Here is a 17,334-nt window from a genome sequence, read left to right as displayed (position 1 = left end):
TCGGTGTGCGTTAAATTGGCAAGAAATCTCTTTAGAACATCGGATTTTATTCAGTGTCAGAAGTTGATTCTTGCCGTCTCAGGGGGGAGCGATTCTTTGGCTTTGATGTTTTTGGTCAAAGAGCATTTGGAAACTCTCTCAGTTCCTCCAGAAATGATTGTTGTTACGGTTGATCATCAATTGCGTCAAGAATCAACGCGTGAAGCAGAAACTGTTGCGAGAATTTGTCGTGTCCATCACATTAAACATATCACTGTGCGGTGGGAAGGCGAAAAACCAAAGACGCATATTGCTTCCAGCGCTCGTGTTGCACGCTATGATCTCTTGGTTAAAGAAGCACAAAAACAAGGCGCATCAGTTATTATGACTGGCCATACACTCAATGATCAGGTTGAAACCTATCAAATGCGGTATCAACGTCTCCAAAAGAATAGAGATGCATTACACGGTGAAGCTGGTGCCATGCGTGATGGAGTTTCTGTAGGCGGTTTTGCTGGTGCATTGAACGGTGAAGCTGGTGCCATGCGTGATGGAGTTTCTGTAGGCGGTTTTGCTGGTGCATTGAACGGTGAAGCTGGTGCCATGCGTGATGGAGTTTCTGCGGGCGGTTTTGCTGGTGCATTGAACGGTGAAGCTGGTGCCATGCGTGATGGAGTTTCTGTGGGCGGTTTTGCTGGTGCATTGAACGGTGAAGCTGGTGCCATGCGTGATGGAGTTTCTGCGGGCGGTTTTGCTGGTGCATTGAACGGTGAAGCTGGTGTCATGCGTGATGGAGTTTCTGCGGGCGGTTTTGCTGGTGCGTTGCACGGTGAAGCTGGTGCCATGCGTGATGGAGTTTCTGTAGGCGGTTTTGCTGGTGCATTGAACGGTGAAGCTGGTGCCATGCGTGATGGAGTTTCTGCGGGCGGTTTTGCTGGTGCATTACACGGTGAAGCCGAGGGTATATATCATGAGGAGCATGCCAGAGAAATGAGAAAAAATATTGCAGAAAAAAACCATGGCCTCCTATATGAGCGTGGTTTATCCTGTATTCCGCGTGAGGCGTTGTTGCATAGAAAAGTGCGTTTGATTCGGCCACTCCTTGGTGTAAAACGCCAAACATTACGGAATTATTTACGCTTACAAGGACAAACATGGATTGATGATCCAACCAATGAAGATTGCAATTTTGAACGTGTGCGCGTGCGTCAATCTCTTTCTCCGCAAAAACTGGCTGATATTGCTAAAAAAATAAATGAAGCCGCATTGCAGCGTCGTCAACAAGCCAAAAATATTGCTGATTTAATCTTAGCGCTGGATATTACAGTTCAACATGGGCGTTGTTTCATAGCAAAGCCTGAGCTATTTTTACAGAGGCATTCCAGTTTTCCTTTCGTAGTGGGGCTTTTTGCGGTGCTGATGGGAGGGGGATTTTATTTGCTTCCAAATCAAAAATTAAGCATGTTTGTTCAAAAACTCTGTCTCGATTCTCCAGAAAAGAAACGTTTTACTTATGCGGGCTCTGTTATTGAATATAACAAGAACGGAATTGCTTTATGGCGTGAAAGACGAAATATGAAAGAGGTTATCGTTGAGCCAAATAAAACTCTCATATGGGATGGGCGCTATCAGATCACAAATCATGAATCTGAAGCTATAAAGATTGGAGCCGCTAATTTAGAACAGCTGAAATTTTTATTGAAAAATAGTGATTCTGAGCTTGCAAAGCCTCATTTCCCCTCTTTACAATCGCTGTTGATGATCTCAAATCACAAAGGGTTTGATATTCCAGAGTTGATTTCTCAAGCAGTTGTTCATAAACATGTTATAATCAAGCGGATTATGGCACCTTTCGATTGGCTTTCCTCACGAGAAGATGCTGCCTTGGTGAATGTTGTGGAACCTTTTTTTAATATTGAGGTGAAAAGATAAAGGAAAATTACTCTAAAAGAAAATAAACAGCCTCCCATCTCTTGGCAAGGGGCTGACAAGGTTATATGTTAGAGGGAACTGTTTAAAATCTATATTTGATTAAGTAGGCTGAATATGAATTCCAATTACCGCTCTCTCCTTATTTGGGGAGTTATTGCCTTGATTTTGATTGTGTCGTTTTCTCTCTTTAATGGAGAGAGTCAGCGTTCTGGTGGTGGAGAGGTTTCCTATTCTGAATTTTTGCAAAAAGTTGAGAATAATGAGTTGAAATCTGTGACCATTCAAGGTCAAAAATTAACAGGACAAACCATTGAACATAGAGTTATTTCAACCTATGCTCCTCGCGATCCAGGTTTGATACAAAAATTGGAAAGCAAAAACGTTAATGTTAAAGCTATTCCTGAAAGCTCTGGAAATAGCATTTTCCTCAATCTCCTCTTTTCCTTGTTACCTGTTATTATTATCGTGGGGGCATGGGTCTTTTTTATGCGACAAATGCAAAATGGATCACGCGGTGCAATGGGGTTTGGGAAATCAAAAGCAAGATTGCTTAATGAAGCACAAGGACGCGTTACCTTTAAAGATGTTGCTGGCGTTGAAGAAGCAAAGCAAGATCTTCAAGAAATTGTTGAATTTTTACGCGAACCACAAAAATTTCAACGCTTAGGGGGGCGTATTCCACGTGGTGTTTTGCTTGTTGGCCCTCCAGGAACTGGTAAGACTTTGCTAGCACGTTCTGTGGCGGGTGAAGCCAATGTACCATTCTTTACCATTTCAGGGTCTGATTTTGTTGAAATGTTTGTTGGCGTTGGGGCGAGCCGTGTGCGCGATATGTTCGAACAGGCTAAAAAAAATGCGCCGTGTATTATCTTTATTGATGAAATTGATGCTGTTGGACGCCATCGGGGTGCGGGACTTGGTGGTGGCAATGACGAGCGTGAACAAACATTAAATCAGTTGCTTGTCGAAATGGATGGTTTTGAACCCAATGAAAGTATTATTCTTATTGCTGCAACAAACCGTCCTGATGTGCTTGATCCCGCTTTGTTAAGACCAGGGCGTTTCGATCGACAAGTTGTTGTGCCAAACCCTGATGTTTCTGGGCGTGAACAAATCTTGAAAGTGCATGTGCGCAACGTGCCTTTAGCGCCTAACGTTGACTTAAAAATTTTAGCAAGGGGAACTCCAGGATTTTCCGGTGCGGATCTTATGAATCTGGTAAATGAAGCTGCTCTTATGGCTGCGAGCCGTAATAAAAGAGTTGTGACTATGCAAGAATTCGAAGATGCAAAAGATAAGGTAATGATGGGGGCTGAACGTCGTTCAACCGCTATGACACAAGAGGAAAAAGAACTCACTGCTTATCACGAAGCAGGACATGCTATTGTTGCTCTTAATGTGCCGGTTGCTGATCCTGTCCACAAAGCAACAATTGTTCCAAGAGGAAGAGCATTGGGAATGGTGATGCAATTGCCGGAAGGTGATCGCTATTCCATGAGTTATCGGTGGATGATTTCGCGTTTAGCCATTATGATGGGTGGACGCGTGGCTGAAGAATTAAAGTTTGGAAAGGAAAATATCACTTCTGGTGCTTCTTCTGATATTGAGCAAGCAACTAAATTAGCACGCGCAATGATCACACGGTGGGGATTTTCTGATCTGCTTGGAAATGTAGCTTATGGCGATAACCAAGATGAAGTCTTTTTAGGTCATTCTGTTGCGCGAACACAAAATGTCTCTGAAGAAACAGCGCGCATGATTGATATGGAAGTGCGTAAGCTTATTGATGATGCCTATAAAAGTGCGACAGAAATTTTAAAAACAAAAAGAAAAGAATGGTTTGCTTTAGCACAAGGTTTATTGGAATATGAGACTTTAACGGGAGCTGAAATTAATGAAGTTATTGCAGGAAAGCCTCCTTCACGCACACAGAAAGATGAGAGTGCTGCGCCACGGGGGGCTTCTGTCCCAAAAACTGGAAAAATGAAGATAGAGACAACAGTGGTAGATGAAAAAGATGCTGAAGCAGCGCCTCATAAAGCAGAAACTGATAAAGGCGAAGTAGACAAAGCAGAGGCAGCTGTTGGGAAAAAAGCAGCAAAATCTGGTAATGTTGAGCTTAAGGAAGCTCAGTCTAAAAAAGGACAGATGGATGAGACTGAGAAAAAAGCGCAAGGCACAAAAGATACCACAAAATCGGTCAACCGCTCTAAAAGTAAAAGCAATGCTGAAAAGAAGTCCAATACTGCGGGAGATGATAAAGAAAAATAAGTACTGTTTAGTAACGCTTGAGTAATGATGTTTTAGGAAAGCTTCTAAATTTTTTGAGAAAGGCGCAAGCAAAGCTTGCGCCTTTAATGTAATATTTGCAAAAATATGGAAGCAAAAAATTAAGCAAAGCCGTTGTATAATGACAGCTTTAGCAGGCTACAAGGTGAGGTGGTATTTTCCTTTATGGATTTGGCAAGTGTATGAGATTGGCATGGATTTCCTTTACATATTTGGTAGGGTGTGAGGTTAGGTGCTGGGCCTTTACGGATTTGGTAAGTGTTGAGAGATTATGCTTTTGCTGTGTTCAAAGGATGTGTAAAGCCTTTTAAGGAGATAATATTGCTTTTATGTGTGAGGGTGTAAACATAACTGCTTGAGAGTGGTTTAGATGTGTAGATGGTGAATAGGGGGCTTGATTGTCTAGATGCATGAAGGTTTAGATCAGTGATCTGATTTTATACGGGGAGAGGGGGCTATTGTACCAAGGGGGCTGTTAGAGTTTTAAAGAAAAGCCAAGGGAAGAATTATATATTAAAGGAAAGAGGCATGGTGCAAAAATATTTTGGTACAGATGGAATTCGGGGGAAAGCCAATTCATTTCCTATGACACCCGATTTTGCCATGAAGGTGGGGATGGCTGTAGGGGTTTTATTCCGCTCACAACATCAATCACGTCGTGTGGTGATTGGCAAGGATACACGATTATCTGGCTATATGTTGGAAAACGCTTTGGTTTCAGGATTGACTGCTGCGGGGATGGAAGCTTTTTTATTGGGTCCAGTGCCAACACCTGCTGTTGCAATGCTTTGCCGCTCTTTGCGTGCGGATCTTGGGGTGATGATTTCTGCTTCTCATAACCCTTTCTATGATAATGGAATTAAACTTTTTGGTCCTGATGGTTTTAAACTTTCAGATGATATGGAAGCAAAAATTGAGCAATTGATCGATACAGATCTTTCAAAGTCTTTAGCAAGTTCTGCCGAAATTGGTTATGCAAAACGGGTTGAGGGGGATATTTATCGTTATATTGAATATGCCAAACGAACTTTGCCGCGTGATGTTCGCTTAGATGCTTTGCGTATTGTTGTGGATTGTGCCAATGGGGCTGCTTATAAAGCTGCGCCCCGTGCCTTATGGGAATTGGGGGCTGAGGTTTTTGCTATTCATGATGAGCCCAATGGAACCAATATTAATCAAAAATGTGGATCAACCGATTTAAGCTCTTTAAAACGAAAAGTGCATGAAGTGCGTGCTGATGTGGGAATCGCTCTTGATGGAGATGGGGATCGTGTTCTCATTGTTGATGAAAAAGCACAAACGGTTGATGGAGATCAGTTGATTGCTGTAATTGCTGAAAATTGGCATAAAATGGGACGATTACGGCGCAATGGTGTTGTCACAACGATTATGTCAAATCTTGGACTGGAGCGTTTTTTGAACAGCAAAGGGTTGCACCTTGTAAGGACAAATGTTGGAGATCGTTATGTTGTCGATGCCATGCGCCAAAAGGGATATAATGTTGGTGGTGAGGCTTCAGGACATATTGTGCTTAGTGATTTTGGTACTACGGGTGATGGTTTGGTGGCTGCATTGCAGATTTTAGCCTGTATGAAGGAAAGCCAAAGCCCTATGAGCCAATTGTGTAAACGGTTTGAACCTGTACCGCAAATTTTAAAAAATGTAACGATTAAAAATAAAAATGTCCTGAAAAAAAATCCCGTCAAAACGGCCATTGATCAAGCAGAGAAGCGGTTGGGAAAAGAGGCACGGCTGGTGATCCGCGCTTCTGGAACTGAACCAGTTATCCGCCTCATGGCTGAAGGTGATGCACGAGAAGCATTGGACACGGTCGTGACAGAGTTGATGGATGTTATTATCCATCATGATGTACGCATGGGGACTGCGCTTGAGAAATCTTGAATTTTTTGAGAAAATTATCAGATCATCTTTTGGTAAAGGTCTGATTGTAATGCGGGATTTTAGCAATTACAAAAGGTGTGATTATTAACTATGTGAGTGATGTAATAACGGTAATGGATACTCTATCGATTAACAAATTAAATAAAAAAGAGAAAAATTCAATTTTAATAACTATAATGCGTAGAGTGTTCTCTATAGTTCGTAAGATATTACATAAGATATTAAAAATATGTCTTTTTTTGATTTTCCTTTTTCTTTTACTTATTCGTAAACCGGTTATTATTTTAACAGAGTTTATAGCAGGGGGGAGTTTATTAGTGTTATTCATTCTTTTTGCTGGATATACAGCGGGGGCAGATCCTTATGAACATCAAACAGCAATGGTCATTGGTTATATCGTCGTTATGTTTCTAAGTGCAGCTGTCAATTGGGGATATGATGCGCTCCTATTACGTTTAGCTCCCCCTAATTATGAACTTATACTTTTCCGATAATGAGTAGAATAATGAGAAAGAGATGAGAATGAGCAATTTTTTCACGACAGTTCTAATGTTTATAAAGTAAAAAAGCCGTGTGGTATAAAAATAATGAATGTTTTTTGTATCTTATGATTTTAGGATTTAAACCTAAAAGGATTGAAGCCTTTTATAATACTGTTACGACTAAAGGGGTTAGAACTACCCATGCTGGAAAATTAAAGCCTATTCTAGGTGCTCTTGAAATAGCTGTATCGCCAAGTGATTTAAGTTGTGTGTCCTTTTGATTACATTTGCTTAAGGGTGATTTCAAGGATTATTGGTCAATTACTGTAAATGAAAATTGTCGCGTAATAGTTCGCTTTGAGGGCATAGATGTCGAAATGATCGATTATCTAGATTATCATGAAAAAGGAGATCTAAACAATGATGAAGAATCCTTTACATCCCGGTGAATTATTGCGTGAAGATGTTATCAAAGAGCTTGGTTTATCCATTAATGAAGCAGCAGAGTGGCTTGGTATATCTCATGTAGCACTTTCTAGAGTTTTAAATGGAAAAGCCGCTATGAGTGCTAATTTTGCTATTAGGCTTGAAATGGCTGGTGTAAGCACAGCACGTGCTTGGCTCGCTATGCAAAAAATATGATTTATCAAAAGCAATTCCTCAATAACAGTCTCATGATAAAGATCGCATAAAAGAGCTTCAAACAGCAGTTAAATTCTTGCAACAGAGACAACAGGAGCAAATCAATGCGATAGCGCGTGCAAGATCAAAAGATGTGATACGATAAAGTAAGAGTGATCTATATTTTTGCTTGACAATAATACGGGCATCCCGTATATATGAAATATATGCAAACAGTCATTGAAACAACAGCTTATCTCATTTCTGCAAAAGAGGAAGGTGTATCGCCTGAGGAATTATTTGATATAGTTTCTTTTATTGCAGCTAATCCAAATGCCGGAGATCTTATGCAAGGTACGGGTGGCGCTAGAAAAGTTCGGTTTCCAACAAAACATAAAGGTAAAAGTGGCGGATATAGGATTATTACTTTTTTTGGTGGTAAAGATATTCCGGTTTTTCTTTTAGATGTTTATAGCAAATCGTCTCAAGGAAATTTAACCAAGGCAGAAAGAAATGAACTTAAGTGGATTTTAACCGCACTCTTAGACGAATATAGAAAGGAGAAATGATGGATAAGACAAATAAAGCAGGATCACGTATATTACAAGGTGCACGTGAGGCTCTTTCCTATGCTAAAGGTGAAGCTGATATCGCAAAGTTTGGTATTCATATTCCTGCAAACGTTGATGTAAAAAAAATTAGAAAAAATATTGGTTTAACGCAGACACAATTTGCAGCACGGTTTGGCTTTTCTGTCGGTCGTATTCGTGATTGGGAACAAGGACGATATTCTATCGATACATCTTCTAAGATATTGCTTTCTGTCATTGAAAACGAGCCAGAAGCTGTAAATCGTGCTCTTAAAAAGGCTTTAACAGCATAAAGGAGGATTTTATATGTTGAGTGAGGACGAAATTAAGCAACGTCGCTTTGCTGCTAAAAATGCATTAGCAAGCCAACGTTTAGAGGGATTGGAACCAGATCCAAAAGTCGTTGAGCAAATGGAGCGTGTTATTATTGGAGAACTTGAAACAAGTGATGTAATCAAGGATCTTATGGAACGGATAAAACGTGGTGAAGTATAAAGGGGGCGTTGATCCTTATACTGATGCTGAAACTGGTGTGATGTATAATCGGTTTGGTATTAAAGACAAAGGCACACTGCAGCGCGTAGAATCTACGATTTCTTATGTAAAATCTTTCGAATTTGTACATACTCCTATTAGGGGTAGGTTTGATCTTAATCATATGAAAGATATTCACAAGAAGCTATTTGGTGACGTCTATGAATGGGCAGGAGAGATCCGTTCAATAGATATTACCAAAGGTGGTTGTTTATTTGCTTATCATCATCAGATTGAAAGCTATGCACCGAAGATTACACAGAAGCTTGCCAAAGAACAGTATCTGCGTGGTCTTGGCGCTTATGACTTTAGCCAGAGGGCTGGATATTACATGGGTGAAATAAATGCGTTGCATCCGTTTCGAGAGGGAAATGGACGTACTCAGCGTGAATTTATGGGTCAACTTGCTCGTGAAGCTGGTTATAATATCAACTGGGGCGGTATCACACGAGAGGAAATGACAAAGGCATCAATTGAGGCACTTTATGGTACTTCTGAATTACTGTCTGAGCTTATTCGTAAGAACCTTACCTAATTTACAAAGAATAGAGAGATTAATGTTTCTCAAGGTTTAGGGGAAAAAATAGCCTCTTACGTTGATCTTAATAAAGAGTGCTTGGAACAACAAAAAGAAAAGATTGAAACCCTTTGGGGGAGAGCAAAGACAGTTTTTAGCAAACTTGAAAAACAAGAGCACAAGGTTGAACAATCACAAAAAGATTTGAATGTTTCTTCAAAAGCAACAGAACGAGCGCCATACCTTGCTGCTTATATAGATAATTCTAATCTAGAACAGAAGGTGCTAAGCACTCTTAGAAATAAAAAATCTTACGTTGATATGTTTAAGGAATTAAACAGTCGTTTAGCATCTATCTATAAAGATCCGCAAGAGGCTGCGTTTAGGATTGAGCAAACAATTTTAGCGGGTAAAGGCGATAAACTTCCTGATATTTTGGATAGGGAACTTGATAGAGCTGGTGAGCTGCGTGGATCAGATCGTTTAATCGATAAACTCAAATCTACAGGAAAAGAACGAAAAGAAGCGCTTTATCATGTTCTTCTTGCTGTTTCTACTATGAGAGAGCTTCAATCTTTTTATAAGAATTCTTATGAGATACATATGGATAGTGTTACACGGGAGCGTGAACAGTTAAAAGTAGAGGTTCCGTCACTTTCACAAGAAGCCGTGACTTTTATGAAAAATGTTGAAGCTGGACGTGATAATTATTCGAAGATACCAGAGCAGGTCAATCAAGAGTTTTTAAAGCTACAAAGTGCTTTAGATAAGCGTTTTGGACAGGATGCCATTCATAAACAAGACTTTGACTTGTCAAAAGCAATACCCCAAAATCAACCTCAAGATAAAAAGCTTGTGAACGAGCTTCAAATGGCTGTTAAATTTTTGCAACAGAGACAATAGGAGCAAAATAATGCGATAGCGCGTGCAAGATCAAAAGATGTTACGCGATAAAGAAGTTTAGAACATTAGAAACTTGTTATTATAACTCATTTAAGCCATACATAAGAAGGTAACTAAGGGAGATTTACTATGAGTGGAGTCGTAGATTCAAAAGATGTTGTACGTGCACGCATAGATAAGACGTTAAAAAAGCAAGCCCATGAAATATTAGCAAGTCTAGGACTTACGGTGTCTGATTTTATCCGGATTGCTTTGACAAAAGTTGTCAATGAAAGAGGCTTGCCGTTTGAGATGTATATTTCTAATGAGGAACAGCTTGAAACTTTCAAGAAAAGGGACAAGGGCGAGATATATACAGGGCTAAAGATATGGAAGATTTGTTTCGTCATTTGGATATTTAATCTTCCTGATCATAAATGAGCTTTTAATTTACATCATTATCGTTACGGGTATTCCGTATATTGAATAATGTATGCAAACAGTGATTGAAACGACAGCTTATTTAATTTCTGCGAAAGAAGAAGGTATATTACCTGAAGAATTGTTTAATATTGTTTCTTTTATTACTGCTCATCCAAATGCTGGTGATCTTATACAAGGTATAGGTGGAGCAAGGAAAGTTAGATTTCCAACAAAGCATAAGGGTAAAAGTGGGGGATATAGGGTTATTACCTTTTTTGGTGGTCAAAATATTCCGGTGTTTCTCTTAGATATTTACAGTAAATCATCTCAAGGAAATTTGACAAAATCAGATAGGAATGAGCTAAAGAAAATTTTAACTGCGCTTCTTAATGAATATCGAAAGGAAAAATAATGGATAAGACAAGTAGAGCTGGTTCTCGTATATTACAGGGTGCTCGTGAAGCTCTTGCCTATGCTAAAGGTGAAGCGGATGTCACCAAATTTGGTATCCATATTCCTGCAAATGTTGATGTCAAAAAAATCAGAAAAAATATTGGGTTGACACAGGCTCAATTTGCGGAACGTTTTGGTTTTTCTGTAGGTCGTATTCGTGATTGGGAACAGGGACGATATTCTATAGATACTTCTTCTCGTTTGTTGCTTTCAATCATTGAAAATGAACCAGAAGCGATCAATCGTGCTCTTAAAAAATCTCTATTGGCATAAGAAGGGTGGTGTCGTTTTTTAAAAGGCATCTCGGCGTTTGAAGGGGTCGTAATAGATTTCTGTTACACGAAATTTTCCTTCGAGGCGTTTACATTGGATGATGACATCTATCATCGAGATTAATAAGCCGCGGATATCATCGCGTGCTAAATTACCACCACCGTCACTTTCTTTGACTAAAAGGGTCATTTGTTCGAAGGCTGCAAGTGCTGTTGAGGCGTGGACAGTGGTGATAGAGCCGGGGTGACCAGAATTGACATTACGGATGTAGTAAAAGGCTGTACCATCACGCAGCTCTTGTAGAAGGATTCTGTCGGGGCGCATGCGTAAGCCAGATTCAAGCAGTTCTTTTGCGCCTGCTTTTGCTAAGCCTTGGTTATCTTTTGAATAAAAAAGTTGGACTTTGTTTGAATGGGGAACGACAAGTTCTGGCGTGTCTTCAATGGTGAGAATTCGTTCATAGTCAGGGATTTTTGCAATTAAAGCTTTGGAGAGGGTTGTTTTCCCAGAACCGGTTTTTCCAGATATTAAGATATTTTGTTGTGTGATAACGGCTCTCTCTAAAAAGGTGCAAAAATCTTTGGCGATAAAGAGATCTGTTAGTTCTTTTTCTGTATCAGAGAGTTCGGATAACCGTTCAGTCATTTGTTGCGCGGGGGTGAAACTGGTGTTTTGGGCGACAGAAAACAGGTTGTTTTCATGTAAACTTTCAAGAGAAAAAGTGCGTGATGAAGGTTTACGAATGGTCATGCTGATGGTATTGGCTGCAACAGCTGGAGGCATAACAATTTGTATGCGTTCGTTATTGGGAAGTGTTGCGGAAAGAACGGGATTTTCTACACTGATTTTTTGTGTTGTGTAGGCAGCAACAACTTTCGCAATGCCTTCTAGTTCGCTGTAGGTTAGTTCTTTTATTGTGTGGGTTTGCCAACCATTGGGACCCTCAACGATTACTTCGCCGGGGCGATTGATAACAATTTCAAATAAATTCTCATTATTAAGGAAGTCATCTAAGATTTTTAATTTTGTTAAAACGATGGAGGCTCGTTCTGCATTTTTTGCTGATGGCATAATGTGACTTTATTGGCTTAATGAAAAAAGGAATAGCTGGGAGTAGAGCGGTTTCTTTTGCTCTTTACGACTAGTTTATAGACAGATGAAAAATCGAGATCTCTTGCTACAAAGATGTTGACGAGTTCGCCTTGAAATTTTTCTAGGGTAGGCGGGATGTTGATTTGATTTTCAAGAGCAACGGTGGCTGTATCTTTTCCAAGGCTGCTTGCGCCTTCAAAACCACCGCCCGCAGAGTTGTTTGCACCTGCGTTATTGGATTTTTTTTGCATTCTATTGGTGAGGGTGGTTGTGACACCATCAATAACGGTGAGTAAAAGGGAAGAGCCAAAGCGTTCCCACCAATGGGTGTTGATGTTGCCATCAAAACCAGCTCTGCCTAAAGTGTCGGTTGCTGGTGAGGCAAGGGGAATGATGACGCCGGTTGGGGTTTTGGCTCTTGTCCAGAGCACAAAGAGGCGAGATTGACCTTGTTTTATTCCACCGCGGTATTCTCCAACGACTTGGGTTCCTTTATCAAGCAAAACAACGCGTCCATTGTCAGAGAGGATATCACGGTTGATTATGCAGCTTGCAAAGCCTGGTTGGTCGCTGTTTAATGCCGTTTCTAAGATACAGGGGATAGAGGTTCCCATGGCGATGATAAAGTTTCTATTGCCGATGAGTTTTGCTTTTGTTTCTTCTGTTGTGGTGGGTTTTAAAAGGGTTGCAAAATTTTGTGTGTTTTGAAGGGCAGGAGAATTTTGCGCATTTGCGAGATTTTCAAGGGCATGGAATTTTTCAAGGGGGTTGAGAGTCGTGTTGACGATGTCTTTTAATTGAGATTTAGAGCCTCTGGCAAAAGCGAGAACAGGGGCACGTCTTGCGGCATCAAGTAGTGGGTCATCTTTTTTGGGTTCTGGTGCGAGTGGTTGTGGGGGTGGTAAGGTTATTGGCGCTATGTTGGCACGCGGGTCAGAGGGGGCGAGCTCTAAAGGCGCTAGGGTGTTGTGAAAGCTTTTTTCTTGTTTTTTATGAGCTTTTGCGGTGTCTTTTTGTTCTGTGGGAGTGGATAAGATGTTCCAGAGCACATAGCCGCAGATTCCTATACAGGCTATTGCGACAACTATTTTTTTGCCGGCGGTTTTGGCGCTATTGTTTTTGCCATCTCCAATAGATCCGCGATCTTCGATGATTGGTTTATCACTCATAAGTTGTCCCCTTCAATTCCCGCTTATTTAAAGATCTGATGCAATTTTACGTTCAACAGATGGTGAGGTTGTTCCGGTATTTGGATTTGTGCCTTTTGGTTGATAGGCTTCATTAAAAACGCATAGGACGTTTTTTCCCTTTCTTAGGGTGAAGTGCGCGCTAATGGCATGGACAATAACCATGTTGCCTCTTGTGGTTTTGGGAACCAGCGATTCTGTACCGTCATTGTTGACGATGTAAATGGCAGGGATTTCTTGGTTGTCTGGAAATGTAAATGTTGTAGTTTTGCCATTGTCATAAACGGAGGCGGGTTCGAGCACGCTTGAGCCTTGAGCGGTGTAAGCCCAATTGCGTGGTCCGTAGGTTTCATACGCGTTGAAGACATTATCAATACGCTGGGATTGTTTTTTTTCTTGTCGCATAAGGGCTGCGAGTCTTCTTTGTTCTGCTTCTTCTTGTGGGTAGCGAAATTTCACAAGGAAATATGTTTCTTGTCCAGAGGAAATTTCCCCATCTTTGATCATCAGTTCAAATTGATAGGAGCGCTTTGAGCCATCAAGCTTTGTGGTGACGACTTGGAGATTGGTAATGGGTTGGACTTCTCTTGCTTTGAGGAAAAGAATATTGCCAGCGGGGGCGACTTCCCATGCAACGCTGTTGCCAATTGCCACATGGGCAATTTCTTCATTGGGAGAAAATTCTATTTGTACCGATGAGCGTATGGAGCCAATAATTTTTGTCACATTATAGGCATCATAGTTGATAAAGCGAATGCGGCTATCGCTTGGCGCACGGGTGGGAAAAACACTGGCATGGCTAGGCGTTAAAGAAAAGGTAATAGCGATGTTAAGAATGAGAAAAAGAATTTTTTTTGTCATGATCAGTTGACCACTTCCGGATCGGTTCTATATTCACTAACAATAAACCCTAGAGGATTTATCAAACGGTTTTGGACAGAGATAGGGGCATTGATGTATTCAAAGGTAAGTGTTGCAACCCAGTGGGTGATGAAGTCTCTGTTGTTGTCGTTGTCATGGATGGTTCTGTAGTAACGCACTTGGGCAACATCGTCATTGATAAAGGAGATTGATTTTATTGTTATTGTAACGGCAGCGTGTTTATAGAGAATTTGAGGACTTTGGGGATTTCTTGCTCCATACCAGCTGGCAAATCTTTGCTGTTCTTCAGAAGAAGAGAGGAGGGAGACGGTTTGGAAATTGTGTTGTGTTTCTTCTGTGGTGAAGCCTTCACGGGAGCGGACATATTTTGCAGCAAAGTAGCGTGTGATTGCTTCGTCGACATTGGTGGGACCTTCTTTTAGGGCTTCCACAACTTCAACAATGCCGGTTGAATTGTCCACACGGATGACAAAAGGTTCCACGGTTTTAAGGGGCGTGAGGGTGATGACCGCGAGAGAAGACATTATTGCAACTGCAACGGCTATGCCGGCAATGGCAAGCGAGACGCGGGTGGTGCGGCGTGAGGCGAGCATGCGATCTTGATCGAACGAGCGTGCTTCAGCAATGTATTGTTCTATGTCTTTTTCTTTCATGCTTTTTGCCCGCAATTTTTGTAAGATTTGATTTCTTCATCCGTTAATTTTTGTGCCAGAAGCGTTTCCAGCTTACCTTCTTTCACGGGTGAAGGGGTGTTGTTACTGATAATGATTGGTGTGGGCGTGGGTTTTTTCCCTTCCCAATTCCACATTGATCTGTTGAGTGGACGTTTAGAATATCCATCACACTTTGGGAGTGACTTCAGTGTGTTTGGTGAAGACATACAGCCACTGAGAAAGAGAAATGGTAAAATAATCCCAATTTTTTTAAATTCCCGCATTTTAACTTAGACCTTTTTTTAATAGTGATGCTAGTTTTTTAATGCCCCTTGTTGCTGCATTAGCAGCTCGTCCACTTAGTTGAGCCGTTGTTTTAGCAACTGGTCCTGATCCTGTAAGAGAAGCCCCCCCAGAGGCTAAAGCTGATGCGATATCAGGGAGTCTGAGGAAAAGGTGAATACCACCAAGACCAACAACCAAGAACTGAATTAAAGTAGTGAAGATATTTTTAATATCTCCTGAAAAAACGTCCATTGAAATGTTAACATATAAGCCACCAAGCAGCACGACTAACACATATAAAATGATGAAGTTTGCAACTTGCCCTAACCATGCTTCTGTGAATTTTCTGGTTGAGGAAAACATATAGAGGCTTATGAAGAGTGGTCCTATTGATATGACAAGAAACAAACCCAATTTAGCAAATAATGAAACAACAAAACCGACTAGACAAAAAAAGATAGCAGCAACTAGGCAGATAAAACCAGCAATCCATGTCGCAATAAACTTCCCCATTTGAGTCAGACCTGTGTACTGGTTTGCTGCGTCCAAAACCTGTGCTCCAGCTTTGTTTATCATATTGTCCCATACATTTCGATCCACATGCGCTCCTTGTGTGACATTTGAAATGGCATTCGGCAGATCATGGAAAAATATACCACTGATCCACGCATTATAAAGAGCAGCGTTTGTGGCAAGTGAAACAACGATGCCGAGTTTGAAAGTTGTTACTATAAATTCCCATAAGGGCATGGAAGAGCGCCCATAGATGATATTGTACCCCATAAATATAATGTAAATTGTACAAGATAGCTTAAGCGGAGCACCTAAGCTTGATGAGAGGTTGTTAATGACTTTACCCATTGTATCTGTAATGGGCTCCATCAACATATTGTCGATATAAGAAAATATGCCTTTGCTTTCTACTGCCATTGAGATGCTCCGCTTTTCATTATGTCTTAATTATTATTCTGTTGTTCTTCTGCCGCCCGTTCTTTTGCTCTTCGTTCTTCTTCCGCGCGCTCTTTTGCTTTTTGTTCAGCAAGGAATTTTTGATTCTCTTCTCTCATTTTTTTAATTCTGGCTCTCATTTCAGCTTCGGAATCTCTAATCATTTTTTGAAACTTTTCATCATCTTCACGCTCTCTTTCTGCTGCTTTTGCTTCATATTCTTTTTGAAGTTCTAAAAATGCTAACCGCATGTTTTCACAATTTTTTGAAGTTCCTGCAAATCCACATTTTGCATCCCACTCTAGGCGTAATTTTTCATCTTTTTTAAATTCTGCGACGCTATAGGTTTTTTCACATCCAGCAGCGATAATTCCAGTGCAAAGCAGCAATGTTGTTATGAGAACTTTATTCATCGATATTTCCCCTTTTTCCTTTCAGTTTTACAAGTTTTGAGCACAATCTTTAAATTATGCTATGTTCTGGTTTTTATAACCAGTGATGATAAATCTAGGGCAGCGACATAATCTTGCCATAAATCTATTGTATAGTCTGTAAGGTTCTTTAAGTTGAGCAGCTAAAGCGCAATAGCGATGTGTAATGGCGCTATCCATTGTCTTTGTAATGGGATCCATCAACATATTGTCTATCTTAGTGAATATGCCTTTGGTTACTACTGCCATTGAGATGCTCCGCTCTTCATTATGTTTTAGTGGTTATTTTGTTTTTTTTCAGCGCGCTCTTTTGCTTCCTGTTCTTCCTCAGCACGTCGCTTTGCTCTTTGTTCTTCTAATTTTTTTTGAGTATTAGCTCTCATTTTTTCAAGATCAGCTTTTTGTTTCGCCATAAATTCTTCATATCTTTTGCGATTTTCTTCTTCAATTTTACGACTTCTTTCTGCTGCTTTTGCTTCATATTCTTTTTGAAGTTCTAAAAATGCTAACCGCATGTTTTCACAATTTTTTGAAGTTCCTGCAAATCCACATTTCGCATCCCACTCTAGGCGTAATTTTTCATCTTTTTTAAATTCTGCGACGCTATAGGTTTTTTCACATCCAGCAGCAATAATTCCAGTGCAAAGTAGCAATGTTGTTATGAGAACTTTATTCATCGATATTTCCCCTTCTTTCTTTCAGTTTTACAAGGTTTGAGCACAATCTTTAAATTATGCTATGTTCTGGTTTTTATAACCAGTGATGATAAATCTAGGGCAGCGACATAATCTTGCCATAAATCTATTGTATAGTCTGTAAGGTTCTTTAAGTTGAGCAGCTAAAGTGCAATAGCGATGTGTAATGGCGTTACCCATTGCCTCTGTAAGGGGCTCCATTAACATATTATCTACATCAGTAAAGATGCCTTTGGTTATTATTGCCATTTAGATGCTCCACTCTTCATTGTATATTTTTATAA

General features: G+C 40.4%; 21 protein-coding genes and 3 pseudogenes. 15 read left to right on the top strand and 9 right to left on the bottom strand.

The window, feature by feature from the left end; translation table 11 throughout:
• Positions 1-3: 3 nt before the first annotated feature.
• The 15 genes and pseudogenes from tilS to QHG57_RS00745 all read left to right on the top strand — a co-directional run.
• Positions 4-519, top strand: a pseudogene (gene tilS, locus QHG57_RS00815) (tRNA lysidine(34) synthetase TilS); the annotation flags it as partial.
• A 336-nt stretch (positions 520-855) separates the two neighbouring features.
• Positions 856-1,911 (top strand): annotated as a pseudogene (locus QHG57_RS00810) (PP-loop family protein); the annotation flags it as partial.
• A 114-nt stretch (positions 1,912-2,025) separates the two neighbouring features.
• The gene (ftsH, locus tag QHG57_RS00805) at positions 2,026-4,182 is read left to right on the top strand and encodes an ATP-dependent zinc metalloprotease FtsH (protein ID WP_330169280.1); all 2,157 of its coding nucleotides are present in this window, start codon (positions 2,026-2,028) and stop codon (positions 4,180-4,182) included.
• 546 nt (positions 4,183-4,728) lie between these two features.
• A complete protein-coding gene (gene glmM, locus QHG57_RS00800; RefSeq protein WP_330168230.1) occupies positions 4,729-6,102 on the top strand; it encodes a phosphoglucosamine mutase in 1,374 nt (457 codons plus the stop codon).
• Between the two features lie 317 nt (positions 6,103-6,419).
• Entirely contained in the window at positions 6,420-6,596 is a 177-nt protein-coding gene (locus QHG57_RS00795) for a hypothetical protein (protein WP_330169279.1), read from the top strand.
• Positions 6,597-6,871: 275 nt separating this feature from the next.
• Positions 6,872-7,033 (top strand): type II toxin-antitoxin system RelE/ParE family toxin, encoded by a 162-nt coding sequence (locus QHG57_RS00790; RefSeq protein ID WP_330169278.1) that lies wholly within the window; start codon positions 6,872-6,874, stop codon positions 7,031-7,033.
• Positions 7,005-7,251, top strand: a pseudogene (locus QHG57_RS00785) (HigA family addiction module antitoxin). Before QHG57_RS00790 ends, QHG57_RS00785 begins: the two are co-directional and overlap by 29 nt.
• Positions 7,252-7,423: 172 nt before the next feature.
• Positions 7,424-7,774: a type II toxin-antitoxin system RelE/ParE family toxin gene (locus QHG57_RS00780; RefSeq protein WP_330169277.1), complete on the top strand. Its 351-nt coding sequence runs from the start codon at positions 7,424-7,426 to the stop codon at positions 7,772-7,774.
• Positions 7,771-8,088, top strand: a complete 318-nt coding sequence (locus QHG57_RS00775; protein WP_330169276.1) for a helix-turn-helix domain-containing protein — start codon at positions 7,771-7,773, stop codon at positions 8,086-8,088. The genes QHG57_RS00780 and QHG57_RS00775 overlap by 4 nt, the downstream gene beginning before the upstream one ends.
• A 13-nt stretch (positions 8,089-8,101) precedes the next feature.
• Positions 8,102-8,290, top strand: coding sequence for an antitoxin VbhA family protein (locus tag QHG57_RS00770; RefSeq protein WP_330168228.1), 189 nt, complete (start codon positions 8,102-8,104; stop codon positions 8,288-8,290).
• Positions 8,280-8,864, top strand: coding sequence for a Fic/DOC family protein (locus tag QHG57_RS00765; protein ID WP_330169275.1), 585 nt, complete (start codon positions 8,280-8,282; stop codon positions 8,862-8,864). Before QHG57_RS00770 ends, QHG57_RS00765 begins: the two co-directional genes overlap by 11 nt.
• An 81-nt stretch (positions 8,865-8,945) precedes the next feature.
• On the top strand, positions 8,946-9,749 hold the full coding sequence (locus QHG57_RS00760) for a hypothetical protein (protein WP_330169274.1): 804 nt from the start codon (positions 8,946-8,948) through the stop codon (positions 9,747-9,749).
• Between the two features lie 129 nt (positions 9,750-9,878).
• Positions 9,879-10,169 (top strand): type II toxin-antitoxin system RelB/DinJ family antitoxin, encoded by a 291-nt coding sequence (locus QHG57_RS00755; protein WP_330169273.1) that lies wholly within the window; start codon positions 9,879-9,881, stop codon positions 10,167-10,169.
• A 52-nt stretch (positions 10,170-10,221) separates the two neighbouring features.
• Positions 10,222-10,563 (top strand): type II toxin-antitoxin system RelE/ParE family toxin, encoded by a 342-nt coding sequence (locus QHG57_RS00750; RefSeq protein ID WP_330169272.1) that lies wholly within the window; start codon positions 10,222-10,224, stop codon positions 10,561-10,563.
• Entirely contained in the window at positions 10,563-10,877 is a 315-nt protein-coding gene (locus tag QHG57_RS00745; protein ID WP_254492457.1) for a helix-turn-helix domain-containing protein, read from the top strand. Before QHG57_RS00750 ends, QHG57_RS00745 begins: the two co-directional genes overlap by 1 nt.
• Before the next feature lie 18 nt (positions 10,878-10,895).
• Here QHG57_RS00745 and virB11 read toward each other — a convergent pair whose 3' ends face one another.
• The 9 genes from virB11 to QHG57_RS00700 all read right to left on the bottom strand — a co-directional run bounded on the left by virB11 (position 10,896) and on the right by QHG57_RS00700 (position 17,299).
• The gene (gene virB11 / locus QHG57_RS00740; protein WP_330168224.1) at positions 10,896-11,948 is read right to left on the bottom strand and encodes a P-type DNA transfer ATPase VirB11; all 1,053 of its coding nucleotides are present in this window, start codon (positions 11,946-11,948) and stop codon (positions 10,896-10,898) included.
• Between the two features lie 17 nt (positions 11,949-11,965).
• Positions 11,966-13,138 (bottom strand): type IV secretion system protein VirB10, encoded by a 1,173-nt coding sequence (virB10, locus tag QHG57_RS00735; RefSeq protein WP_330168223.1) that lies wholly within the window; start codon positions 13,136-13,138, stop codon positions 11,966-11,968.
• Between the two features lie 27 nt (positions 13,139-13,165).
• Positions 13,166-14,017 carry a P-type conjugative transfer protein VirB9 gene (gene virB9 / locus QHG57_RS00730; protein WP_330168222.1) on the bottom strand — a complete coding sequence of 284 codons (852 nt, stop codon included), beginning with the start codon at positions 14,015-14,017 and terminating at the stop codon, positions 13,166-13,168.
• A gap of 2 nt (positions 14,018-14,019) precedes the next feature.
• On the bottom strand, positions 14,020-14,691 hold the full coding sequence (locus QHG57_RS00725) for a VirB8 family type IV secretion system protein (protein WP_015856929.1): 672 nt from the start codon (positions 14,689-14,691) through the stop codon (positions 14,020-14,022).
• Positions 14,688-14,975 carry a type IV secretion protein VblB7 gene (locus QHG57_RS00720; RefSeq protein ID WP_330168221.1) on the bottom strand — a complete coding sequence of 96 codons (288 nt, stop codon included), beginning with the start codon at positions 14,973-14,975 and terminating at the stop codon, positions 14,688-14,690. The genes QHG57_RS00725 and QHG57_RS00720 overlap by 4 nt, the downstream gene beginning before the upstream one ends.
• A 1-nt stretch (position 14,976) precedes the next feature.
• Positions 14,977-15,906 (bottom strand): TrbL/VirB6 family protein, encoded by a 930-nt coding sequence (locus QHG57_RS00715; protein WP_330169271.1) that lies wholly within the window; start codon positions 15,904-15,906, stop codon positions 14,977-14,979.
• Between the two features lie 26 nt (positions 15,907-15,932).
• Positions 15,933-16,337 carry an EexN family lipoprotein gene (locus QHG57_RS00710; protein ID WP_330168219.1) on the bottom strand — a complete coding sequence of 135 codons (405 nt, stop codon included), beginning with the start codon at positions 16,335-16,337 and terminating at the stop codon, positions 15,933-15,935.
• Between the two features lie 293 nt (positions 16,338-16,630).
• Positions 16,631-17,032: an EexN family lipoprotein gene (locus QHG57_RS00705; protein WP_330169270.1), complete on the bottom strand. Its 402-nt coding sequence runs from the start codon at positions 17,030-17,032 to the stop codon at positions 16,631-16,633.
• Between the two features lie 54 nt (positions 17,033-17,086).
• Positions 17,087-17,299 carry a hypothetical protein gene (locus QHG57_RS00700; RefSeq protein ID WP_330169269.1) on the bottom strand — a complete coding sequence of 71 codons (213 nt, stop codon included), beginning with the start codon at positions 17,297-17,299 and terminating at the stop codon, positions 17,087-17,089.
• Between the last annotated feature and the right edge of the window lie 35 nt (positions 17,300-17,334).

This window comes from Bartonella grahamii subsp. shimonis, from assembly GCF_036327415.1.
In the GTDB taxonomy this organism is placed as follows: domain Bacteria; phylum Pseudomonadota; class Alphaproteobacteria; order Rhizobiales; family Rhizobiaceae; genus Bartonella; species Bartonella shimonis.
Note: the sequence above shows the minus strand (reverse complement) of the source record. Positions and strands in the feature narration are given on the sequence as shown.

Excerpts from the sequence above, each read along its gene's own strand:
- ftsH (WP_330169280.1), top strand. The coding sequence starts at position 2,026 with ATGAATTCCAATTACCGCTCTCTCCTTATTTGGGGAGTTATTGCCTTG.
- glmM (WP_330168230.1), top strand. The coding sequence starts at position 4,729 with ATGGTGCAAAAATATTTTGGTACAGATGGAATTCGGGGGAAAGCCAAT.
- QHG57_RS00780 (WP_330169277.1), top strand. The coding sequence starts at position 7,424 with ATGAAATATATGCAAACAGTCATTGAAACAACAGCTTATCTCATTTCT.
- QHG57_RS00775 (WP_330169276.1), top strand. The coding sequence starts at position 7,771 with ATGATGGATAAGACAAATAAAGCAGGATCACGTATATTACAAGGTGCA.
- QHG57_RS00770 (WP_330168228.1), top strand. The coding sequence starts at position 8,102 with ATGTTGAGTGAGGACGAAATTAAGCAACGTCGCTTTGCTGCTAAAAAT.
- QHG57_RS00755 (WP_330169273.1), top strand. The coding sequence starts at position 9,879 with ATGAGTGGAGTCGTAGATTCAAAAGATGTTGTACGTGCACGCATAGAT.
- QHG57_RS00750 (WP_330169272.1), top strand. The coding sequence starts at position 10,222 with ATGCAAACAGTGATTGAAACGACAGCTTATTTAATTTCTGCGAAAGAA.
- QHG57_RS00745 (WP_254492457.1), top strand. The coding sequence starts at position 10,563 with ATGGATAAGACAAGTAGAGCTGGTTCTCGTATATTACAGGGTGCTCGT.
- virB11 (WP_330168224.1), bottom strand. The coding sequence starts at position 11,948 with ATGCCATCAGCAAAAAATGCAGAACGAGCCTCCATCGTTTTAACAAAA.
- virB10 (WP_330168223.1), bottom strand. The coding sequence starts at position 13,138 with ATGAGTGATAAACCAATCATCGAAGATCGCGGATCTATTGGAGATGGC.
- virB9 (WP_330168222.1), bottom strand. The coding sequence starts at position 14,017 with ATGACAAAAAAAATTCTTTTTCTCATTCTTAACATCGCTATTACCTTT.
- QHG57_RS00725 (WP_015856929.1), bottom strand. The coding sequence starts at position 14,691 with ATGAAAGAAAAAGACATAGAACAATACATTGCTGAAGCACGCTCGTTC.
- QHG57_RS00720 (WP_330168221.1), bottom strand. The coding sequence starts at position 14,975 with ATGCGGGAATTTAAAAAAATTGGGATTATTTTACCATTTCTCTTTCTC.
- QHG57_RS00715 (WP_330169271.1), bottom strand. The coding sequence starts at position 15,906 with ATGGCAGTAGAAAGCAAAGGCATATTTTCTTATATCGACAATATGTTG.
- QHG57_RS00710 (WP_330168219.1), bottom strand. The coding sequence starts at position 16,337 with ATGAATAAAGTTCTCATAACAACATTGCTGCTTTGCACTGGAATTATC.
- QHG57_RS00705 (WP_330169270.1), bottom strand. The coding sequence starts at position 17,032 with ATGAATAAAGTTCTCATAACAACATTGCTACTTTGCACTGGAATTATT.
- QHG57_RS00700 (WP_330169269.1), bottom strand. The coding sequence starts at position 17,299 with ATGGCAATAATAACCAAAGGCATCTTTACTGATGTAGATAATATGTTA.